The following is a 19179-nucleotide window of genomic DNA, read 5'->3' as shown; positions in this document are numbered from 1 at the left end:
ATCGAGTGGGGCAAATATTGGGCAATGCTGTCCGGCAATCGCTATGCGGACGTCACCCCCATATGCCTGGCAGGTCCAGTCCTTTGTCGCGCGCGCAATCCATTGCGATCTCATAACCCGCATCGGCATGGCGCATCACCCCGGTCGCAGGGTCGTTCCAGAGCACACGTCCAAGCCGCGCCGCCGCGTCCGGCGTGCCGTCAGCGACGATCACCATGCCCGAATGTTGGGAATAGCCCATGCCGACGCCACCACCGTGGTGGAGCGACACCCATGTCGCACCGCTAGCCGTGTTGAGCAGCGCATTGAGCAGCGGCCAGTCACTCACCGCGTCCGATCCGTCACGCATCGCTTCGGTCTCACGGTTGGGCGAAGCGACTGACCCGGAATCGAGATGATCGCGGCCGATGACGACCGGCGCCTTGAGTTCGCCCTTTGCCACCATCTCGTTAAAGGCCAGGCCCAGCCGATGCCGGTCGCCAAGCCCCACCCAGCAAATACGCGCGGGCAGACCCTGAAACTGGATTTTCTCTCGCGCCATATCCAGCCAGCGATGGAGATGCGCATCGTCCGGCAACAACTCCTTCACCTTGGCGTCGGTCTTGTAGATATCTTCGGGATCGCCAGACAGTGCTGCCCAACGGAACGGCCCGATACCACGGCAGAAAAGCGGGCGGATATAAGCGGGCACGAAACCGGGGAAGGCAAATGCGTCGCTCACGCCTTCATCTCTGGCCACTTGCCGGATGTTGTTGCCATAATCGACTGTCGGAACGCCGGCAGCCTGAAAATCGAGCATCGCCTGGACATGGATTGCCATGGATGCCTTTGCCGCCGCCGCAACGCCGACGGGGTCCTGCTCGCGAGAGGCAATCCAGCGCTCGACGCTCCAACCGGCGGGAAGATAGCCGTTGACCGGATCGTGCGCGCTCGTCTGATCGGTCAGCAGGTCCGGGCGAATGCTGCGTGCGAACATTTCCGGCAAAAGTTCGGCCGCGTTGCCCAGCAAGCCCACCGACACGGGCTTCTTCTCCGCTTGAGCCTGCGTGATAATGGCCAGGGCTTCGTCAACCGTGGTTGCGCTTCTATCGAGATAGCCGGTGCGAAGTCGCATATCGATCCGGCTTTGCTGACATTCGATCGCAAGGCAGGACGCGCCCGCCATCACCGCCGCCAGGGGTTGCGCGCCACCCATGCCGCCTAATCCTGCGGTCAGCAGCCAGCGGCCGGACAGGTCGCCATTATAATGCTGCCGTCCCATTTCCACGAAGGTCTCGTACGTGCCCTGCACGATCCCTTGTGTGCCGATGTAGATCCACGAACCGGCGGTCATCTGGCCGTACATCGCCAGACCCTTGCGATCGAGTTCGTCGAAATGCTCCCAGGTCGCCCATTTGGGGACGAGGTTGGAATTGGCGATCAGCACGCGAGGCGCGTCTTTATGGGTCTTGAACACGCCCACCGGCTTGCCCGACTGGACGAGCAGCGTCTCGTCATCCTCCAGCCGCTTCAGGGTTTCGACGATCTTGTCATAGCTTTCCCAGTCACGCGCGGCACGGCCGATGCCGCCATATACGACCAGTTCTGCAGGTCGCTCGGCAACGTCAGGGTGCAGATTGTTCATCAGCATTCGCAATGGGGCTTCGGTCAGCCAGCTTTTTGCACTCAGCGTCGTACCGGTTGCGGCTTTGATGATGCGACCATTGTCGATACGGGTCATTTCAATAGGTCCTTAGAGGGATTAAGCGCGCGAACGAAAGGCACGCCTTGAGAATATCGGATAATATGGTTGCGCAGGGGGCCGCACATTCGGGATCGAAACCGGGTGGCCAATTGGTTTCGCCGGGTTCCAGCGGCTCATCCAAATAGCCCCGCATCGCGAGTTCCATCTGGATGGCATGAACGCCGTTTTCAGGAATGCCATAGTGGCGCGTTGTCCAGCCACCCTTGAAGCGGCCATTGAGGACATAAGATCGGCCGCTTGCCGCGCAGATCGCTTCTACCGCATTGGCAAGCGCAGGATCACAGGTCGCGCCCCCGTTGGTGCCGATGTTGAAATGCGGCAGTTCGCCTTCGAACAGGCGGGGTATGCGGCTGCGGATCGAATGCGCATCATATATCACGATTTTCGAATGCATGCTTCGCAGCCGCAAGACTTCATCCGCCAATGCCCCATGATAGGGCGTGAACCAGTTGCTACGCCGCCGCTCGATCTCATCCTGATCGGGCGGAGCGCTGGCATATAATGCTTCGCCGTCGAATGTGGCGGTCGGGCACAACTCCGTCGTCGCCTGTCCGGGATAAAGCGACGTGCCGGAGGGATCGCGATTCACGTCGATCACGCTGCGGGACATCGTCGTCCTGACGGTCGTCGCGCCCAATCCGTGCGCGAAGTCGTAGAGTTGGTCGATCCACCAGTCGGCATCACGCCGTGCCAGCCATGGCGAGCGAAATTGATCGCCCACATCGGCCAGATCGGTTCCAGTATGAGGGAAGGCCACGATCAGGGGAGCATCCCCACGGGCGACCTGGAGCCAGCTCACTGTACTACTCCCGGAAGCCTCGTGGTCGCGGCCAATGCGATGTCTCCGGATCGCACGAGTGCGCAAGCCGTCTCCAGGTCCGGGTGAAAATGCCGGTCATCAGCGAGATGCGGAACCTTGGCCCGCACACAAGCCCGCGCATTTTCCAGCACCTCCGACGATTTGAGCGGGGCATGAAAATCGCACCCTTGCGCGGCTGCCAGCAGTTCGATGCCGATGACCGCCTCGGCATTCGTCACCATTTCCAGCAAACGGCGGGCGCCATGGGCCGCCATCGAGACATGGTCCTCCTGATTTGCGGAGGTCGGGATCGAATCCACGCTCGCCGGATAAGCGCGTTGCTTATTCTCGCTGACCAGTGCTGCCGCTGTCACCTGCGGTATCATGAAGCCGGAATTGAGACCCGGCTTGGGCGTCAGAAACGCAGGCAAGCCGGACAGGGCCGGATCGACCAGCATGGCGATGCGCCGTTCGGCGATAGATCCGATTTCGCATAGCGCCATGGCGATCATGTCCGCCGCGAAGGCGACCGGCTCGGCATGGAAATTGCCCCCCGAAAGCGCCTCATCCGTGTCGGGGAAGATAAGCGGATTGTCGGAAACGCCATTCGCCTCGGTCTCCAGCATAGCGGCGGCCGATCGCAGCACGTCCAGTACAGCGCCCATCACTTGCGGCTGGCACCGCAGGCAATAGGGGTCTTGCACGCGCGGATCATCCTCCCGGTGAGACGCGCGGATCGCAGACCCCGCCATCAGCGAACGCAGCGCCTCGCCCACCGCCATTTGGCCTGCATGACGGCGAAGCTGATGGATGCGGGGATCGAAGGGCGCGTCCGTCCCTTTGGCTGCTTCTGTCGAGAGCGCGCCAGTGATGAGCGCGGTGCGAAACAGAAGGTCCGCGCCGAACAGGCCAGCAAGAGCGTTTGCGGTTGAAAATTGCGTGCCGTTGAGCAGAGCCAGACCCTCTTTCGGACCCAGTTCCATGGGCGCCAAGCCGGCGGCGGCCAGAGCCGTTCGGGCAGGAAGGCGCGCCCCATCGACGAAGATGTCACCAACGCCGATCATCGTCGCCGCCATATGCGCCAACGGCGCGAGATCGCCGCTCGCCCCCACCGATCCCTGGCATGGAACGACCGGCGTCAGTCCGCGCGCAAGCATCGCTTCCAACAAGTCTATGGTTTCGGGGCGCACGCCCGATGCACCCTGCGCCAGACTTGCAAGCTTAAGCGCCATCATCAATCGGATGACGGGAACCGGGCTTGGCGCACCGGTGCCGGCCGCGTGGCTGAGGACGATATTCCGCTGCAACTGCGCCAGTTGTTCGTCGTCTATGCGAACGCTCGCGAGTTTGCCGAACCCGGTATTGATGCCGTAAACCGGCTTTCCCTTCGCCAATATGCGCGCAACAGCATCTGCTGCTGCGACAATGCGGGGCGCGGAAGCGGCATCCAGCTTTACCGGCGCACCTTGATAAATGGCGCACCACTGCGACAGTTTCACTTCGCCGGGGACGAGGACGACTGCGTTCATTGACCGCTCCAGACACGGGCATGGAGCGGATTATACCCCATGCGATAAACAAGTTCGGCGGGGCTTTCGATGTCCCATATCGCCAGATCACAGCGTTTTCCCGCCTCCAGTGTGCCGATATCCTTCAGCCGCCCCAGCGCCCGCGCAGCGTTGCGCGTGACCCCGGCGATGCACTCTTCAACCGTCAGGTGGAACAGGGTCGCGCCCATGTTCATGGTGAGAAGCAACGAGGTCAGCGGTGATGTGCCGGGGTTGCAATCCGTCGCCAGCGCTATGGGAACAGCCGCATCACGCAATCCGCCAATGGGCGGCAGCCTGCTTTCGCGCGTAAAGTAAAATGCGCCAGGCAACAGAGTGGCGACGGTGCCCGCCGCTTTCATCGCTGCTATCCCGCTATCGTCGAGATATTCGAGATGATCGGCGGACAAAGCCCCATATTCAGCCGCAAGCGCAGCGCCATGCAGGTTGGAAAGCTGTTCAGCGTGCAGCTTTACCGGCAGTCCCATTCGCGCCGCGGCCTGAAAGACTTTCTCCGTCTGCGCACGGGAAAAGCCTATCCCATCGCAAAAGGCATCGACCGCATCGGCCAGGCCGTGGCTTGCGATTTCCGGTAGCCATTCCGTGCAAATGAGATCGATATAAGCATCGGAATTGCCCGCGAACTCAGGAGGCAAGCTATGCGCCCCGAGGAATGTCGTCGCGATATTGACGGAGCGTTCCACACCGATGCGCCTTGCCGCGCGCAGCATCCTGATTTCCGATTCCAGATCCAGGCCGTAGCCCGACTTGATCTCGATACTGGTGACACCTTCTGCGATCAGCGCATCCACGCGCGGTAAAGCGGTCTCGATCAGTTGCTCTTCACTGGCCGATCGGGTTGCGTTCATCGTAGAGACTATGCCGCCGCCGGCGCGTGCGATATCCTCATAGGAAGCGCCTGCCAGACGCATCTCCCATTCAACCGCCCGGTTTCCTTCATGGACGATATGCGTGTGACAATCGATGAGGCCCGGCGTGATCCAGCGGCCCTGGCAAAGGATAATCTGGGCAGCATCCATAGCAGGCGCATCGGCCTCTGGTCCGGCATATACGATGCACCCGTCAGAGGCCGCGACAACGCCATTTTCGATCGATCCCAGACCTGGCCCGGCCAAGGTCGCCAGCCTCGCATCTTTCCAGATTGTATCGCAGCGCATGGGAATCTCGCTTATCCTCGCCCCTTGGTCCGTTATTGCATCAGCGGCTCGATAAATGTATAGACATAATATACCTACGGAGACGATGAATGCAAGTCGAACATGACAGCCCGGTCCGCACGCTGTTTTTCGACAGGGCGCTTTTACCCGGTGGATGGGCGAAAGATGTGCGACTCTCCATCCGGTCCGGGACATTCTCTTCCATCGACGCGGATTGCACGCCCCGCCCCGGTGAAGAGCGCCAAAGTTGCGCCCTGCCCGGCATGCCCAACCTGCACAGCCACGCCTTCCAGCGCGCAATGGCGGGCATGGCGGAGCATCGCGGTCCCGCCGGCAACAGTTTCTGGACATGGCGCGAGATCATGTATCGGTTTCTCGATCGGATGAATCCGGATGATGTGCGCGCGGTCGCCGCGCTGGCGTACATGGAAATGCTGGAGGGCGGCTTCACCCGCGTCGGCGAATTTCATTATCTTCATCATGATCAGGATGGGCAGCGCTACGCCGCGATCGCGGAGATGAGCGGCGCCATCATCGCCGCGGCAGCCGACAGCGGCATTGGTATGACGTTGCTGCCCGTCCTTTATTCCCATTCGGGCTTTGGCGCGCAGCCTCCCATCCAAGGCCAACGCCGCTTTTTGAACGATATGGACCAGTTTGCCCGGTTGCTCAACGAAGCGCGCCGCATCGCCGAAGCCTTGCCCGATGCGATTGTGGGCGTGGCGCCCCATAGCCTGCGCGCCGTGTCCGCGGAGCAACTTGCCAGTCTAGGAGATATGCAACCCCATGGCCCGATCCACATCCACATCGCCGAACAGATGAAGGAAGTGGACGACTGCCTGGCCTGGAGCGGAAAGCGCCCGGTCGAATGGCTGCTGTCCCATGCCGATGTCGATGAGCATTGGTGCCTTGTCCACGCCACGCACTTGACGGCCAAGGAGACCCTCTCCCTGGCGCAATCGGGGGCGGTCGCCGGTCTCTGTCCGATCACCGAAGCCAATCTGGGCGATGGCCTGTTTCCCGCCCTTGACTATGTTGCCGCAGGGGGGCGCTATGGTATCGGGTCGGATTCAAATGTGCTGATCGACGCGACCGAGGAATTGCGCTTGCTGGAATATGGCCAGCGCCTGACTTTGCGCGGGCGCAACATCATGGCCGAAGGAGCGGGGCAATCGACGGGTGCCAGCTTGTATCAACATGCCTTGTCAGGCGGATCGGCCGCACTGGGAGTGAAGGCCGGGATTGCGCCGGGCGCCGCAGCCGACCTTGTCAGCCTCGACATGGAACATCCGTCATTGCTGGGCAAGGCAGACGCCATGCTGGATGCATTCATATTTGCGTCCGGGCGGACCGCCATAGATTGCGTGTGGCGCCGCGGTGAAAGGGTGGTCACCGGGGGCAGGCATGTGAAGCGGGAGGCCATCCTCCGGGCTTATTCAGTCACCTTGCAGAAATTGATCGCCTAGCTTCCGCTTCACTGCATTTCCAGAATGTGGGCAGCACCATAAGGGAATGATCCGGCAGGAAACGGAAACGGCGCCTGCCTGTCGTTAAATTCGAATCCCCAAACTTTCGTGTATTTCGACAAAGCCTGATTCAACGCGAGCATCGGCCACATGAACAAGCCATCGGTCACAGCGCGGGCCGAAGCGGCGCCTGCGGATCGGCGAGTTGCGCGGCGGAAAGCAAACGCAGACAGGACGCATCCATCAGATCAGGGCATCCAGTCATGGCAGATATCGTCCGCCCGACATCTTGTGCCTTGGAGAGCGGAATGCCGTCATAAAATGGGGCGAAGGAGCCATATCAGAGCGACCCGCTCCGCACGATCGCCTTGCGGAACATCCCGGACGATCGCGGCGAAGCGATATGATTGAATATGTTCGCCCCGCCCGAAGATTCGCCGATCAGGGTGATTCCTTCCCCCTCACAATTCGTCGATCATATCTATCGACGCTGGCTCGATTTCGTCGAGGCGCATGACGCAGCGACGGTCAGGGCCGAAACTGCGCCTCGATGCTGAACTCATTGCCGGGATAAACATTCCGGACATAGGTGATTTTCTGTTCGACACGCCACGTCCATCGTTCGACAACCATGCAAGCGCTATCCTGACGAATACCTAGCGCTTCGGCCATTTCGACATCTGCGTTAATGGCGGAAATCCGGTGCCGAGCGTCGCTCCAGGGGACATGGCCGAAAAGCCAGGAACTGGGTGGCTCATGATCAAATTCAGCACTGCGGGCCTCCGGCACCTGTGACAGGTTTATGATCCTGTCCTCAAGGCTATAGGCTTTGCCATCCACGAAATGAGTGCATTTAAGCCCCAGCACTTCCCCGCCCGCGATGTTGAGATTGGATCTGTCGCTCGCGCTGGCCTCACGGATCATGCGCGCGGTCAGGTCGAAATCATATTTTCGTCCCTCATTCATCATCTGCGACCGCAAATCCGGAAGGTCGAAAAAGGCGCGATGATATTTGGGCGCAGAAACGAACGATCCGGCACGCTTGCGCCGTTCGATCAACCCTCGTTCGACAAGCGTACTGAGCGCCTTGTTTATCGTCATGCGGGAGCAGTCATACTGCTTCATCAATTCATGTTCGTATGGAATCCTATGACCCGGCGCCCACGCCCCGGACATTATCTTCGTTTCGATGTCCTGACGAATCCGATCGTGGAGAGACAGTTCGTCGGGCTGGTCCTGTATTTTGTCTACCTTATTAACTATGCCTGCCACAAACTGATCCGATTCCGTTCCGCAACGCAAACGCGACATTCTATCACACAGGCTGTTGGCAGCCAATATATATGTATATGCATAAAGATTGCAGGAGTGACTTAGCGAATTGCGCGATCCCCAGCCACCCTTACAAACATGGGTCGGTGGGCGACTTTCAACGAAGTTTACCAGAAATATTTCAAGCCGGAGCGTTATCCGGTCCGCAAGGCGGTCGGGGTTTCTTCGCTTAGAGTTCCGGGGGTGGAGGTGCAGTGCTAAGCCTTTGTCGGGGAAAGGAAATAATCCGTCCCGTGACATCGCTGTCCATCGCGAATGTCAGACGTGCACCAGATGGGCGACCGTATCGGCGCTGTCCTGTGCGGTCTTGCCTTCCTTCACGATCCGCCCGCGCTGCATGACCAGATAGCGGTCGGCAAAGCTCCAGGCGAAGTCCAGATTCTGTTCGACGATCAGGATCGCGACGTTGAGTTCCGTCCTCACGCGGCGCAGGGCATCCTCGATCTGCTGCACGATATTGGGCTGGATGCCTTCGGTCGGCTCATCGAGCAGCAGGAGTTGCGGCTGCCCCGCGAGCGCCCGGCCGATGGCGAGCTGCTGCTGCTCTCCACCGGACAGGACACCGGCCTTGCGGTCGGCTAGCCGCAGGCGAAAGTCTGATGAAAGAGGCCCATGACATTGCCGAACGGCTGGCGGGCGGGCCGACGGACACATTGGGCATGGTGAAACGCATAGCGCGGGCCGCGGCGGTGAACGACTATGCGGCGCAGCTAGGGGTGGAGCGCGTGGCCCAGCGCGACGCGGGACGGACGCCCAGCCATCGGGAAGGGATCGCCGCCTTTCGGGAACGGCGTCCCGCCCAGGTCTGCGCACCGCGTTCCACGGCCGACGGACACTGACATGACGACCCTGCCCGCGTCCGACCCTGCGCAGATTTCCAACCGGGAACTCTATGCCGTCGCGGGCATGACCAGCGCCAGCGCGCCCATGTTCGAACGTCGGCGCCGTATCCTGCGCGAAACGCAGCATATGTTGGCGGAACAGGGGCTAGGCGGTTTCAGCACGATGGAATTGAGCAAGCGCTCCGGGGTCGCGCAGCGCACGATATTCAATGCCTTCGGCAATCGCGACAATCTGGTGGCCCTCGCCATCCGCTTTTATTTCGAGGAGTTCAACCAAGCGCTGGCCAATCGTTTCGACGTGTCGACCCTCGATGGCGCGCTGGGGAAATTGACGGCGACGACATTGCGCAACCTTCAACTGCGCAATTACATGACCGCGATCGTTTCGCTGCATTTCTCGCCTTCCGCACCGGCGCAGGTTCGCGCGGTCACGCTGGCCATCGGCGCGGGATTTTTCCGCGACTGGCTGGATAGCCAGCAATTTCTGCCCGCCGACGTCGACCTCGACCGGCTGACCCGCCACATCGCGCATCTGGAATATGCCGCGCTCAACGATTGGCTGGTCGGCGCGGTGGATGAAGGCTTCGTCGTCGATAACACGTTGCAGGCTGTGCTGGAGATGCTGGTCGGCGCCTTGCGCGGCGAGGTTCGGGCGCAACTGGAAGAATATCTGGCGGATATCCGGGAAGCAGGCCCGCTTTCGATGAAATTGAAGGCTGACGGAGCGGAGGCCATCGCGACATTGTCCCTGCACATGGAGCAACGGGGATGATGCGCTGACGGTCGCGAGCATCACGGCAGCGGATCGTTCGCGCACATGACAATCGTGGCGCATTTTTTGGAGAGGTAGGCCAATGGCGGAAGATGCAAAATCGGTGGCGTTGAAGATCGCCGCGCAGTTCACCCAGGCCTTCGCAGATCGCGATGCGGACGGATTCGTCAGCACCTATGGGCCGGACGCGACCGTCTGGCACAATGATGATCGGATCGTGCAGGGGCGCGCAGAGAATCTGGCCAGGTTGCAGGGCTTTTTTCGATCTGCTCGGCCGTCGAGTACAGGGACGTTCAACGGGACGTAACCGACGCCGGCTTGCTCATGCAGCAGCATGTCGTTTGGGGCCGCCTCCACGATGGCCGCGAATTCGAAGTGCCCGTCTGCATGATCATAAGGTTCAAGGACGGCCTTATCGACCATATCGATGAATATTGTGATCCCGCACCTTCCCATCACCTTCTCGATGCGGCGGCAGCTTAGCTCAACTCTGCCCGCTTATGCGGGCAGTCTGCCTATGACGCGGCTACGGGCAAAGTGGTATGGTCCTTCGCGACCGGCACGCCGATCGTGGCGCCGCCGATTTCCTACAAGGTGGGCGACACGCAATAAGTGACCGTGCTCACCGGCCTTGGCACGGGCCTGGCGCAGAAGGCGCGTATCGACGCCCTTTAATCTTGGCGCGGCCTATGCCGCGCCAGTTTCGCTTCCAACGCTCCCAGAACTTTCAGCCTTCTTTGTCGAAGACAATAGCCGGCGAAGGATTCAGATGCTGGCCAGCGTCAGTCACCAAACGCCCGGCGGCGTTGGCGCCGCCATGACCCGCCGAAATTCCTCGCGCCGGGCGATCGCGTCAGGATCGAAATCGACGGTATCGGCTTCATCGAAAACGAGGTCATCGACGAACCGGGCCGGTAAACCTCGCTCGGGACGGGCAATCCTTCACAAATCGTGCCACCGCCGGGTCGACTCTATGCTAGAAGGGGCCATCACCCTGATCGTGCCGCAGGCATGTCGTGACAGAGAGACCATCGTGCTCCCGCCTGCAAATGGGAGATCATCCATGTCTGACGCTTTGCCCGCGGTTTATGCTGTTGACGGCCCGTCGTCATGATCAGCCGAACCCTATATAAGTCGGTGATATTTTCCGGGTCATTTCAATTGCCGGACTTCGAATCGCCTCTTCCCGCGGGCATCTATGAAGTGGAAACGGAAGAGGAGGTGCTGGAGGATGATGATCATCTGGCCCCTGGCTGGACAGCGACAAGGCTGCGCATCCAAGGCGGCCGTGCCGTCGAGCGTCGTCCGGTCGACCCCGCACATCTGGATGCGGCCTGGGAACGCGATCAAAAGGTCGTGCAAGCGGCCGTCATCCCGCCCATAAGCGGGCGTTGGGTTTCCCTTTGGGTGCGAAACACGCCCTCCGACGGAAGGCGGTAAACGCCATGCTCAACAGTTCAGCCATGTGCAGGCGGCAGGCGGCCCATCATCGGCAGGTTGCGGCTGCCTCATCGCTCGAGAAGGTACGCAAGATCGCGCTCGCGGCCGCGAACGCCTGGGAAGTTCAGGCCATGGAAGCGGAAACACAGGAAAGCGGCGAGCGAGGCATGCTCAGCCCGCAGGATGCGGCGATCGCGCTGGAATTTCTGCAGGAGGATGAGGAAATGGCCCGCGCCGCTGCGGACAAAACCGATTTCGATCATCCGGAACACCCGGAAGAGGATGACGCATGAACGCGGCGATAGCGCAGGCGGCTGAGCCATCGATCCTTCCGCCTTCGCCTTGCAGCTACGGATAAGATGTCGCCGGACGGCCCGCCGTCCGGCGATGAAGACGGATCAGCTTTTCAACGTCACGATGCTCAATCCCGTCGGCTTCTGCGAAGGATTTGACGCATTGTGTTTGCTGGGCTTTGCGGCCTTGGGCTTACGCACTTCGCGGTTCGATTTTTTCTGACTTTTGGCCATTGGATAATTCCTTCAGGATAAGGGGGCCGATGCGCAAAACGGCGAGGAACGGCGCCTTGATCAGCATTCCCGCTGGATGACGATTTTCGCTTCCAGCAGGCCGCCCCCGTCATTCTCCCAGGAGCGGTCACGTCTCTGCCACAGGATGCTTACGATCATAAATCGAGTGATGACCAATCATATCATATATCGATCCGAAACCGGTATGAATTCATCCAGGGCGGTCATTATTTTCACAGACCACTTCTATCGTGGAGAAATGGAGCGCGGGCCGATCTCCGTTCTTCCCATGCATGATGATACCGCAAATTGATCCGGACAACTCAACAGGCGATTTTCATCACTGTCCGATTTACATTTTCGGCATTTAAAACAAATAAGCCACTCTTTACATCATCCTATCAATTCGATTTGGTTTGTCTAGGAAACTTGTTCCACAACTGTCGGTTCCGTTCATTGCACCTCAAAGGTGCGTGTGAAAAGGATATGAAAAATGCCCGACAAGAAAGAAGGTTCTGGCAAACAGCCTGAAAAGCAACAGCATCAACAGGATGATGCCGGCAAGAAGCAGCAGGGTGGCGAGCAGGCAAAGAAGCCCGACCAGCAGAAATAGCTCTCAAATCCCAAGAAAAGGCGGCCAGGGGCCGCCTTTTTTAGCCAGCGACTGGGCCTCCTTCATTTTCCCAATCCTCCAATGCGAGATCCGACTGCTGCTCGCGATCATACAGCGCGCGAACCGCAAGACGGGATCGTTCCCGTGCGGCGCCCAGGGCAAGCCCTTGTCGTTCCACGCCGATGCGCCTCTCCTTCTGTCGCAGGGACAGAGATGCGTGGGGCTGTTCAGGATATGCCATGTCATGCTCCTCGCCAAACGGGAGCGCGATTGTCTCTCAGTCGCGGCATGTCTGGATGAGTCGAGCCGGGATGCGCCATGATACCACATGACGGCGACGCGGCGTAGCCGACTTTCCAGACCCGGCTCTTCTATGGCGCTGACCGATGACGCGCTGCCCACCGATCGAGAAGTTGGAGAGAGGGTGTCGCGGTAATGCCATGCAGCATGATCGAGATGAGAACCACCAGCGACGCGATGCTCCACAGCCTTTCCGGTTCGGGGAAATCGGCTTGATTAAGGGCGTAGGCCAGATAGTAGATCGTGCCCATCCCCCTGATGCCGAAGAAGGAGATGACGAGCCTTTCCCGCCACGGCGTCCGCGATCCGCCAAGGCTGACAAGACCGGCGAACGGACGGACGATCAGAATGACGAGAAACGTGAATAGAAGGGTCCTTCCATCCCAATAGGCCAGCAGGCCGCTATTCAGGACCATGCCGCCGAACAGCACGAGGAGCAGCATCATCAGCAGGCGCTCGGCTTCCTCCGCAAATTCGTGGAGCCGATGGTGGTATCGGTGATCGCGGCTGGCGTGGCGAAGGCCGAGCGCCGCGACAAAGACGGCAAGAAAGCCGTATCCACCGACCAGTTGCGTCAGTCCATAGGCCAGCAGCGCCGCACCCAGGGCGACAAAGCCATCGCCCGTCCTGGAAAGCTTGGCTATGTTGGGCAGGTGGAAGGTCAGATAGCCGAGCGCACGTCCTATGGCATAGCCCATGCCGATTCCGACCAGCAGTTTCCAGATCGCGTCGACCAACAGCCAATGTTCGAACGCACGGGTTCCGAAGGACAGCCCCGCCAGGGCAATCGCCAGATTGACGAAGGGAAAGGCCGCCCCGTCATTCAACCCCGCTTCGGAGGTGAGCGCGAACCGGACTTCGTCTTCCTTGCCCTCCCCCGGCGCGCCGACCTGAACGTCGCTGGCGAGCACCGGGTCGGTTGGGGCCAGGCTGGATCCGATCAACAGCGCGGTCGCGATCCCCAGGCCAAGAAGGGAAGAGGCAAGGATAGTAACCAGCAGGATCGTGATGGGCATCGCGACGCCCAGGAGACGCCATGTGATGGCCCAACGCCGAAACCCGGCGCGCCTGTCGATCTTCAGTCCCGCGCCCATGAGCGAAACCACCACGACCAGTTCGCTCAGCCGTTCGACGGCTATCGGATGTTGCAGCGGATGAACGGCAAAGGGCCGCAAGGCCGGCAGCGCGAACAAGGCTGCGCCAGCCGCGACACAGAAGATCGGCAAGGATAGCGGCATCCTCCGCATGACCATCGGAACCCACGCCGTCATCAGAATGATCGCGCCGAGACCGGTCAGAACCTGCTCGTAGAGAGCGGAGTCAGGCATCGATCATCTCTCCCGCCCTTGCACCGAATATCTGGGAGTCCGGACCAATGCGGCGTGATCCATCGGCCCCCGGACTTATCGCAGGGCCAATATGTGCCGGTCACCGCCTGAGGACAATAGCCGGGATCGGCGGCCTTCCTTCAGCCTGCCGGGGTCAGCTTTTCTTCGTCCTGCGCCGGAGCCTTCGCGCATTGGACGTGGCCCTGCGATGTACCGGCGCCAAGGCCCTGGCGCCCAGCCTGGCCTGCGCCTCGATCGCCTCCACCGTGGCGGTCGCCACGCGGTTGCCCAGATGGGCGAACTCTTCCCTGGTCGGCGGCCTTCCGCGCATCGCCATCATGCCCAGATGCTGCATCTGCCCCGCCCATGCGGCCTGCGCCGCCCACCAGGCCGCGACGGTCGCGGCTCCCGCGCGGGAGACGGCATCGACCTTTTCCGGCATCATGCGCGCAAGTTCCGCATAGTCGGCCCTGTGCGGCGATTGCATGGCAGCACCGATGATCGTCATGCGGGCGGCGATGACCTCATTGCCGGACCCCAGTGTTTCCATGGCGCGCATGCCGGTCTGCGCCATGGAAAAGCCGCTCTCCATCAGGCGGACCCAGCGGTCGATGACATCAAACATCGTCGCGTGACCCGGACGACCCATTTTGCCGTTGGGCAATTTCCGCGGCGGCGATCAGGTTTCGGCCGGTCTGCGCCGCGGCATAAGGGGTCAATGTCAGGGCCATGCCATTGGGTCCGTCCAGAAGGACGACGCCGTCTTCGGCGGTGGCGACGCCGGGTTCGGCATGCGGCTGAAAAATGGGGAAAGGCTCTGTCATGAAATATGCCCTGAATGGGAGGATGAAAAAACATCCTCTTGAGATTGGAGATAGAGATAATCGCCCTGGAACTGACCGCGCGCCGCCAGCCTGTACGGATCGAGAATTTCGACGAGCGAGGATCGAAACACGCAGAGCCTTTCTTCCCGCAATTGCCGCAACACCCTGTTCACATGAACATTGGTCAAACCACAGATTTCAGACAAATCTGTCTGGGTAAGGCCCAGAGCGAACCGGCGTCCATCGCTCAGCCCGGCGGAAACCAGCCGCGCATTGGTTTCGCACAGAAAATGCGCGATCCGCCCGACAGCATCGAGACGTCCTAGCCGGAACAGCCAGGCGCGATGGATCGCCGCGTCGATCAGCGTCGAAAACCACAGCTTGCGCGTCAGTTCCGGCATGGTGCGCACAATATCGTCCAGTTCCGCATGCGGGACGATCGCCACCGTTGCGGCCGTCATCGTGGCGACATCATGATCGAGAAGCTTCAACGGAAAGGCATGCAGATCGATGAAATCCCCCGGCACATGCACCGCCACCAGTTGCCGCAGGCCGTTGCGATCGTCGATGTAGCGCGACATGATGCCTTCCAGCAGCAGCGTGCTTTGATGCAGCGGCTCGCCCGCCCGACATATGGTCGTTCTGGGCGACAGCGTCCGGACCTGGCGGACCGCTCGTTCGAGCCGCTCACGCTCCGCCGGCTCCAGCACCGCGCCACGCTTGTCTCTCAGGAAACGTTCGGTGAACATCGCTGACCATCTCCCTGGGTACAGATGCATCAGCAACAACTCTGTGCACGCCTGTAACGATCCAGCCGGTTGGGCGTTGCCCACTTTTCACGCGCAATCGTGATGACGCAGGTTAATTTCCCTCACGCACGGGAAACCGCGAACCCCTCCCCCCGGTTCTACGAGCAACTATCCGCAAACGGATTTCCGCGCTGGCGCATGCCCAGCCGCAACATCATCCAACCCATCGGAGGAGGATCAATATGACCGCAAAGCCCCCCAGAACGCCCCCACCCCCTGCCCTGGCCGATATTGCCGGTGAGACGCCCGGAAAGGCATCCCCCCTTCCCGCCGACGCCGCCATTTCCTTCGCTTTCGACGAACCGCAAATGCCGGGCGGCGAGACTCATCAGGTCGCCGGCGGCGATGTCGCGGCCCTGACCACCCAGCAGGGCATTCCGGTCGCCGACGACCAGAACAGCCTGAAGCAGGGCGCACGCGGCCCCACCTTGCTGGAGGACAGCCATTTCCGCGAGAAGATCTTCCATTTCGATCATGAGCGCATCCCGGAGCGCGTCGTGCATGCGCGCGGCTATGGCGCGCATGGTTTCTTCGAGCTGACCGACAGTCTGGCCGACGTCAGCCGCGCCGACATCTTCCAGCGCGTCGGCGAACGCACGCCCGCCTTCGTCCGCTTCTCGACCGTCGCGGGTTCCAAGGGCTCGTTCGACCTTGCCCGCGACGTGCGCGGCTTCGCGGTCAAGCTTTATACGCAGGAGGGCAACTGGGATCTGGTGGGCAACAATATCCCGGTCTTCTTCATCCAGGATGCCATCAAATTCCCCGACCTCATCCACTCCGCTAAGCCGGAACCGGATCGCAACTTTCCGCAGGCGCAGACCGCGCACGACAATTTCTGGGATTTCATCAGCCTGACGCCGGAAAGCTTCCATATGGTCATGTGGACCATGTCCGACCGGGCGATCCCGCGATCCTTCCGGACGATGGAGGGCTTTGGCGTCCACACCTTCCGCCTTGTCGATGCGGAGGGTCAGTCGACCTTCGTCAAGTTCCACTGGAAACCCAAGCAGGGCCTCCAGTCGGTGATGTGGAACGAGGCGGTGAAGATCAACGGCGCGGACCCCGACTTCCACCGCCGCGACCTGTGGGACGCGATCAACGGTGGCGATCTTCCCGAATGGGAACTGGGCGTCCAGTTGTTCGACGACGCATTCGCCGACAGCTTCGACTTCGATGTGCTCGACGCGACGAAGATCATCCCGGAGGAACTGGTGCCGATCCGCATCGTCGGGCGCCTGGTGCTCGACCGCGTGGTGGACAATTTCTTCGCGGAGACGGAGCAGGTGGCTTTCTGCACCCAGAATGTGCCGCCGGGCATCGACTTTTCGAACGATCCGCTGCTGCAAGGCCGCAATTTCTCCTATCTCGACACGCAGATCAAGCGGCTGGGCGGTCCCAATTTCACCCATATTCCGATCAATGCGCCCAAATGTCCCATGGCCCATTTCCAGCAGGACGGGCATATGGCGATGCGCAATCCCGTGGGCCGCGTGAATTATGAACCCAATAGCTGGGGCGCGGCGCAGGGCGGCCCGCGCGAAGACCCGGTGCGCGGCTTCACCAGCTTCGCGGAAAATGCCGACGGACCCAAGCAGCGCTTGCGTTCGGAAAGCTTCGCGGATCATTACAGTCAGGCGCGGCAATTCCTGGTCAGCCAGACGGCCATCGAACAAAAGCATATCGGCGATGCGCTGGTATTCGAACTGTCCAAGGTGGAACGGCCCGACATCCGTTCCCGCGTCGTATCGCACCTGATCAACATCGACGGGACGCTGGCCGCCACAGTGGCCGATGGCCTGGGCCTCGCGCTTCCCGATCCCGCCGTGGCGGCGCGGGAACCGATCACCGACCTGCCGGCTTCCGACAAGCTGAGCATCGTCAAAAATGGCCCGAACAGCTTCAAGGGGCGCAAGCTGGGCATATTGCTGAGCGACGGCGCGGACGCGGATATCTTCCAGGCGCTGTTGAAAGCCGTCGATGCCGAGGGCGCCGTCTATGAGGTGATTGCGCCGAAGATCGGCGGCGTCACGCTTTCGGACGGGACGACGGTCGCCGCCAGACACAAGATCGACGGGGGACCGTCCATATTGTTCGATGCGGTCGCGATCCTGGTTTCGGACGAAGGAGCGGCCCTGCTGTCGCTGGATGCGGCGGCCAGGGATTTCGCGACCGACGCCTTCGCCCATTGCAAATATATCGGCATCAGCGCCGAGGCGGAGGCGATCTTCGTCAAGGCGGGGATTGCCGACGATCTGGACGAAGCCTGCCTCCCGCTGGGCGCGGCGACGGATGCGGAGCCGTTCATCGCAGCCTGCCGTTCCCTGCGCTACTGGCCGCGCGAACTGGCCGTCGATCTGGACGCACAGCCCGAAGCGTGACCTAACGTCGAAGGGGTGTTCGCCGGGCCAGATCGTTGCGGATCGTGGTCGCGGCGACGCCGCCTTCGCCCATGGCATGGCTGATCTGGTCCAGACCCAGCACGACATCGCCCGCCGCATAGAGGCCAGGGATGTCGGTGCGCTGATGGGCGTCGACGGTCAGGCAACCCTCTTCCGACCGATGCGCGCCGATTTGCCCGGCAAGTTCCGAGCGGACATCGGAACCCAGCGCGGGATAGAGGGTATCGAACGCCGCCGTCCCGCTGCCGATCGTGAGGACGATCGACGGACCGGCGATGGCGATGGTGCCGCACGGCCCCAAAAGCGCGATACCGGCATCGTTCAAACCTGCCCGATGCGCCGCGCTCAATATATGGCCGCCCGCCGGAGCCACGAGCCTCACATCGGCCGTATAGCTTCGCAGGAACAGTGCTTCGGCATAGCCGCGCTCGCCCGTGCCGATCACCGCGATGCGCCGGTCGGTCATCTCATAACCGTCGCAGATCGGGCAATAGCGCAGCAGCCCTGCGGCCAGGGCGCGATCATGCGTTTCCCCGTTCATCCCGCCGGGCCGTCGATTGGCCACCCCTGTCGCCAGCAGGACGGTCTTCGCACGGATTGGTCCGAATGTCGTGTCGGCGCGAAAGCCGTCATCATGGCGCGCCAGCGCCGTCACCAGCCCCTCTCGCACGGCCGCGCCATAGCGTTCGGCCTGCACCCGCATGCGGGCGAGCAGGTCGGGTCCGCTGATGCCTTCGGGAAAGCCGGCATGATTGCGGGTCAATGGGATAAGGGCGGCGCGGCTGTCGCCAGCATCGGCGACGACCGCCGACAGATGGAAGCGCGCGATATAGATGGCGGCGGTCAGGCCTGCTGGCCCGCCGCCGACGATCAAGCAATCGACATCATCATGATGACCGGACATCGATATCCAGACCTGTTATGGGATGCCGGAGCTGGCGCAGCCCCCGGCAAGCCCCTTTACTGAACGGCCTGCGCCATGAGTTCTTCCTTGCAGGCCGCAAGCAGCCTGACGGCATCGGACGATTTCACGGGCTTGGTTGCGGTTTTCGAAATATTCTTCGCTGTGGCCACGATATGTCTCCGATCAAGGATTGGACGAATGTGGAGATTTAACCAGCCAGGATGAACCCGGAGCCGAACCGTGGCCAAATTTTAACATGCGTCAGTACGATTTTCGGCAGTCGAAATGCCAACGATTTCGACAATCCGCTATAAAGCAGGCACCATCGGCAAAATAAAGGCTGGAAATAGCATGG

At 61.0% G+C, this 19179-nt stretch carries 21 protein-coding genes and 1 pseudogene; 9 read left to right on the top strand and 13 right to left on the bottom strand.

Annotated elements, in window-relative coordinates; genetic code table 11:
• Positions 1–52: 52 nt before the first annotated feature.
• From hutU to hutI, 4 genes are read right to left on the bottom strand one after another with little or no spacing between them, the layout of a single operon-like run.
• Complete coding sequence (hutU, locus tag NUH86_RS17855; protein WP_267252667.1) at positions 53–1720, bottom strand: urocanate hydratase; 1668 nt, start codon at positions 1718–1720, stop codon at positions 53–55.
• A gap of 1 nt (position 1721) precedes the next feature.
• Complete coding sequence (gene hutG / locus NUH86_RS17850; protein ID WP_267252666.1) at positions 1722–2543, bottom strand: N-formylglutamate deformylase; 822 nt, start codon at positions 2541–2543, stop codon at positions 1722–1724.
• A complete protein-coding gene (hutH, locus tag NUH86_RS17845) occupies positions 2540–4072 on the bottom strand; it encodes a histidine ammonia-lyase (RefSeq protein WP_267252665.1) in 1533 nt (510 codons plus the stop codon). The genes hutG and hutH overlap by 4 nt, the downstream gene beginning before the upstream one ends.
• Positions 4069–5268 (bottom strand): imidazolonepropionase, encoded by a 1200-nt coding sequence (gene hutI / locus NUH86_RS17840; protein WP_267252664.1) that lies wholly within the window; start codon positions 5266–5268, stop codon positions 4069–4071. Before hutI ends, hutH begins: the two co-directional genes overlap by 4 nt.
• A gap of 89 nt (positions 5269–5357) precedes the next feature.
• On the opposite strand from hutI, the gene NUH86_RS17835 reads away from it, so the two are divergent.
• Positions 5358–6734: a formimidoylglutamate deiminase gene (locus NUH86_RS17835; protein WP_267252663.1), complete on the top strand. Its 1377-nt coding sequence runs from the start codon at positions 5358–5360 to the stop codon at positions 6732–6734.
• Positions 6735–7074: 340 nt separating this feature from the next.
• Here the strand turns inward: NUH86_RS17835 and NUH86_RS24875 are convergent, their stop codons facing one another.
• On the bottom strand, positions 7075–7179 hold the full coding sequence (locus tag NUH86_RS24875; protein ID WP_416365392.1) for a hypothetical protein: 105 nt from the start codon (positions 7177–7179) through the stop codon (positions 7075–7077).
• An 83-nt stretch (positions 7180–7262) separates the two neighbouring features.
• Positions 7263–8045 carry a UTRA domain-containing protein gene (locus tag NUH86_RS17830; RefSeq protein WP_267252662.1) on the bottom strand — a complete coding sequence of 261 codons (783 nt, stop codon included), beginning with the start codon at positions 8043–8045 and terminating at the stop codon, positions 7263–7265.
• A gap of 99 nt (positions 8046–8144) precedes the next feature.
• On the opposite strand from NUH86_RS17830, the gene NUH86_RS24870 reads away from it, so the two are divergent.
• On the top strand, positions 8145–8267 hold the full coding sequence (locus NUH86_RS24870) for a RidA family protein (protein WP_416365381.1): 123 nt from the start codon (positions 8145–8147) through the stop codon (positions 8265–8267).
• A gap of 57 nt (positions 8268–8324) precedes the next feature.
• On the opposite strand, the gene NUH86_RS17825 is transcribed toward NUH86_RS24870, so the two are convergent.
• Positions 8325–8720, bottom strand: coding sequence for an ATP-binding cassette domain-containing protein (locus NUH86_RS17825; protein WP_267252661.1), 396 nt, complete (start codon positions 8718–8720; stop codon positions 8325–8327).
• Here NUH86_RS17825 and NUH86_RS17820 point away from each other — a divergent pair.
• The 6 genes and pseudogenes from NUH86_RS17820 (at position 8666) to NUH86_RS17795 (ending at position 11413) form a co-directional block, all read left to right on the top strand.
• The gene (locus NUH86_RS17820) at positions 8666–8905 is read left to right on the top strand and encodes a hypothetical protein (RefSeq protein WP_267253041.1); all 240 of its coding nucleotides are present in this window, start codon (positions 8666–8668) and stop codon (positions 8903–8905) included. The two genes, NUH86_RS17825 and NUH86_RS17820, sit on opposite strands and share 55 nt — an antisense overlap.
• 1 nt (position 8906) lies before the next feature.
• Positions 8907–9680: a TetR/AcrR family transcriptional regulator gene (locus NUH86_RS17815; protein ID WP_267252660.1), complete on the top strand. Its 774-nt coding sequence runs from the start codon at positions 8907–8909 to the stop codon at positions 9678–9680.
• An 82-nt stretch (positions 9681–9762) separates the two neighbouring features.
• Positions 9763–9987 carry a DUF4440 domain-containing protein gene (locus NUH86_RS17810; RefSeq protein ID WP_267252659.1) on the top strand — a complete coding sequence of 75 codons (225 nt, stop codon included), beginning with the start codon at positions 9763–9765 and terminating at the stop codon, positions 9985–9987.
• Positions 9988–10202: 215 nt separating this feature from the next.
• Positions 10203–10292: pseudogene (locus NUH86_RS17805) on the top strand (hypothetical protein); the annotation flags it as partial.
• Between the two features lie 498 nt (positions 10293–10790).
• Positions 10791–11120 carry a hypothetical protein gene (locus NUH86_RS17800; protein WP_267252658.1) on the top strand — a complete coding sequence of 110 codons (330 nt, stop codon included), beginning with the start codon at positions 10791–10793 and terminating at the stop codon, positions 11118–11120.
• Positions 11121–11125: 5 nt separating this feature from the next.
• Entirely contained in the window at positions 11126–11413 is a 288-nt protein-coding gene (locus NUH86_RS17795) for a hypothetical protein (RefSeq protein ID WP_267252657.1), read from the top strand.
• Positions 11414–11518: 105 nt separating this feature from the next.
• On the opposite strand, the gene NUH86_RS17790 is transcribed toward NUH86_RS17795, so the two are convergent.
• The 5 genes from NUH86_RS17790 to NUH86_RS17770 form a co-directional block, all read right to left on the bottom strand.
• Positions 11519–11647, bottom strand: a complete 129-nt coding sequence (locus NUH86_RS17790) for a hypothetical protein (protein ID WP_267252656.1) — start codon at positions 11645–11647, stop codon at positions 11519–11521.
• A 984-nt stretch (positions 11648–12631) separates the two neighbouring features.
• Positions 12632–13888 (bottom strand): cation:proton antiporter, encoded by a 1257-nt coding sequence (locus NUH86_RS17785; RefSeq protein WP_267252655.1) that lies wholly within the window; start codon positions 13886–13888, stop codon positions 12632–12634.
• Positions 13889–14042: 154 nt separating this feature from the next.
• The gene (locus NUH86_RS17780; protein ID WP_267252654.1) at positions 14043–14513 is read right to left on the bottom strand and encodes a hypothetical protein; all 471 of its coding nucleotides are present in this window, start codon (positions 14511–14513) and stop codon (positions 14043–14045) included.
• On the bottom strand, positions 14506–14712 hold the full coding sequence (locus NUH86_RS17775; protein ID WP_267252653.1) for a hypothetical protein: 207 nt from the start codon (positions 14710–14712) through the stop codon (positions 14506–14508). Before NUH86_RS17775 ends, NUH86_RS17780 begins: the two co-directional genes overlap by 8 nt.
• Positions 14709–15461: a Crp/Fnr family transcriptional regulator gene (locus tag NUH86_RS17770; RefSeq protein ID WP_267252652.1), complete on the bottom strand. Its 753-nt coding sequence runs from the start codon at positions 15459–15461 to the stop codon at positions 14709–14711. Before NUH86_RS17770 ends, NUH86_RS17775 begins: the two co-directional genes overlap by 4 nt.
• A gap of 242 nt (positions 15462–15703) precedes the next feature.
• Here NUH86_RS17770 and NUH86_RS17765 point away from each other — a divergent pair, with 242 nt between their 5' ends.
• On the top strand, positions 15704–17899 hold the full coding sequence (locus NUH86_RS17765) for a catalase (protein WP_416365380.1): 2196 nt from the start codon (positions 15704–15706) through the stop codon (positions 17897–17899).
• Between the two features lies 1 nt (position 17900).
• On the opposite strand, the gene NUH86_RS17760 is transcribed toward NUH86_RS17765, so the two are convergent.
• Positions 17901–18824, bottom strand: coding sequence for an NAD(P)/FAD-dependent oxidoreductase (locus NUH86_RS17760; RefSeq protein ID WP_267252651.1), 924 nt, complete (start codon positions 18822–18824; stop codon positions 17901–17903).
• Positions 18825–19179 lie beyond the last annotated feature (355 nt).

Source organism: Sphingobium sp. JS3065 (assembly GCF_026427355.1).
In the GTDB taxonomy this organism is placed as follows: domain Bacteria; phylum Pseudomonadota; class Alphaproteobacteria; order Sphingomonadales; family Sphingomonadaceae; genus Sphingobium.
This window is presented reverse-complemented; position numbering and strand designations above follow the sequence as displayed.

What these genes read in the sequence shown, in the direction of transcription:
- NUH86_RS17760 (WP_267252651.1), bottom strand. Translation starts at nt 18,824, where the DNA reads ATGTCCGGTCATCATGATGATGTCGATTGCTTGATCGTCGGCGGCGGG.
- NUH86_RS17770 (WP_267252652.1), bottom strand. Translation starts at nt 15,461, where the DNA reads ATGTTCACCGAACGTTTCCTGAGAGACAAGCGTGGCGCGGTGCTGGAG.
- NUH86_RS17815 (WP_267252660.1), top strand. Translation starts at nt 8,907, where the DNA reads ATGACGACCCTGCCCGCGTCCGACCCTGCGCAGATTTCCAACCGGGAA.
- NUH86_RS17835 (WP_267252663.1), top strand. Translation starts at nt 5,358, where the DNA reads ATGCAAGTCGAACATGACAGCCCGGTCCGCACGCTGTTTTTCGACAGG.
- NUH86_RS17830 (WP_267252662.1), bottom strand. Translation starts at nt 8,045, where the DNA reads ATGTCGCGTTTGCGTTGCGGAACGGAATCGGATCAGTTTGTGGCAGGC.
- NUH86_RS17780 (WP_267252654.1), bottom strand. Translation starts at nt 14,513, where the DNA reads ATGTTTGATGTCATCGACCGCTGGGTCCGCCTGATGGAGAGCGGCTTT.
- NUH86_RS17785 (WP_267252655.1), bottom strand. Translation starts at nt 13,888, where the DNA reads ATGCCTGACTCCGCTCTCTACGAGCAGGTTCTGACCGGTCTCGGCGCG.
- NUH86_RS24870 (WP_416365381.1), top strand. Translation starts at nt 8,145, where the DNA reads ATGGGTCGGTGGGCGACTTTCAACGAAGTTTACCAGAAATATTTCAAG.
- NUH86_RS17820 (WP_267253041.1), top strand. Translation starts at nt 8,666, where the DNA reads ATGAAAGAGGCCCATGACATTGCCGAACGGCTGGCGGGCGGGCCGACG.
- NUH86_RS17800 (WP_267252658.1), top strand. Translation starts at nt 10,791, where the DNA reads ATGATCAGCCGAACCCTATATAAGTCGGTGATATTTTCCGGGTCATTT.
- NUH86_RS17790 (WP_267252656.1), bottom strand. Translation starts at nt 11,647, where the DNA reads ATGGCCAAAAGTCAGAAAAAATCGAACCGCGAAGTGCGTAAGCCCAAG.
- hutH (WP_267252665.1), bottom strand. Translation starts at nt 4,072, where the DNA reads ATGAACGCAGTCGTCCTCGTCCCCGGCGAAGTGAAACTGTCGCAGTGG.
- NUH86_RS17825 (WP_267252661.1), bottom strand. Translation starts at nt 8,720, where the DNA reads ATGTGTCCGTCGGCCCGCCCGCCAGCCGTTCGGCAATGTCATGGGCCT.
- NUH86_RS17810 (WP_267252659.1), top strand. Translation starts at nt 9,763, where the DNA reads ATGGCGGAAGATGCAAAATCGGTGGCGTTGAAGATCGCCGCGCAGTTC.
- NUH86_RS17775 (WP_267252653.1), bottom strand. Translation starts at nt 14,712, where the DNA reads ATGACAGAGCCTTTCCCCATTTTTCAGCCGCATGCCGAACCCGGCGTC.
- hutI (WP_267252664.1), bottom strand. Translation starts at nt 5,268, where the DNA reads ATGCGCTGCGATACAATCTGGAAAGATGCGAGGCTGGCGACCTTGGCC.
- hutU (WP_267252667.1), bottom strand. Translation starts at nt 1,720, where the DNA reads ATGACCCGTATCGACAATGGTCGCATCATCAAAGCCGCAACCGGTACG.
- NUH86_RS17795 (WP_267252657.1), top strand. Translation starts at nt 11,126, where the DNA reads ATGCTCAACAGTTCAGCCATGTGCAGGCGGCAGGCGGCCCATCATCGG.
- NUH86_RS17765 (WP_416365380.1), top strand. Translation starts at nt 15,704, where the DNA reads ATGACCGCAAAGCCCCCCAGAACGCCCCCACCCCCTGCCCTGGCCGAT.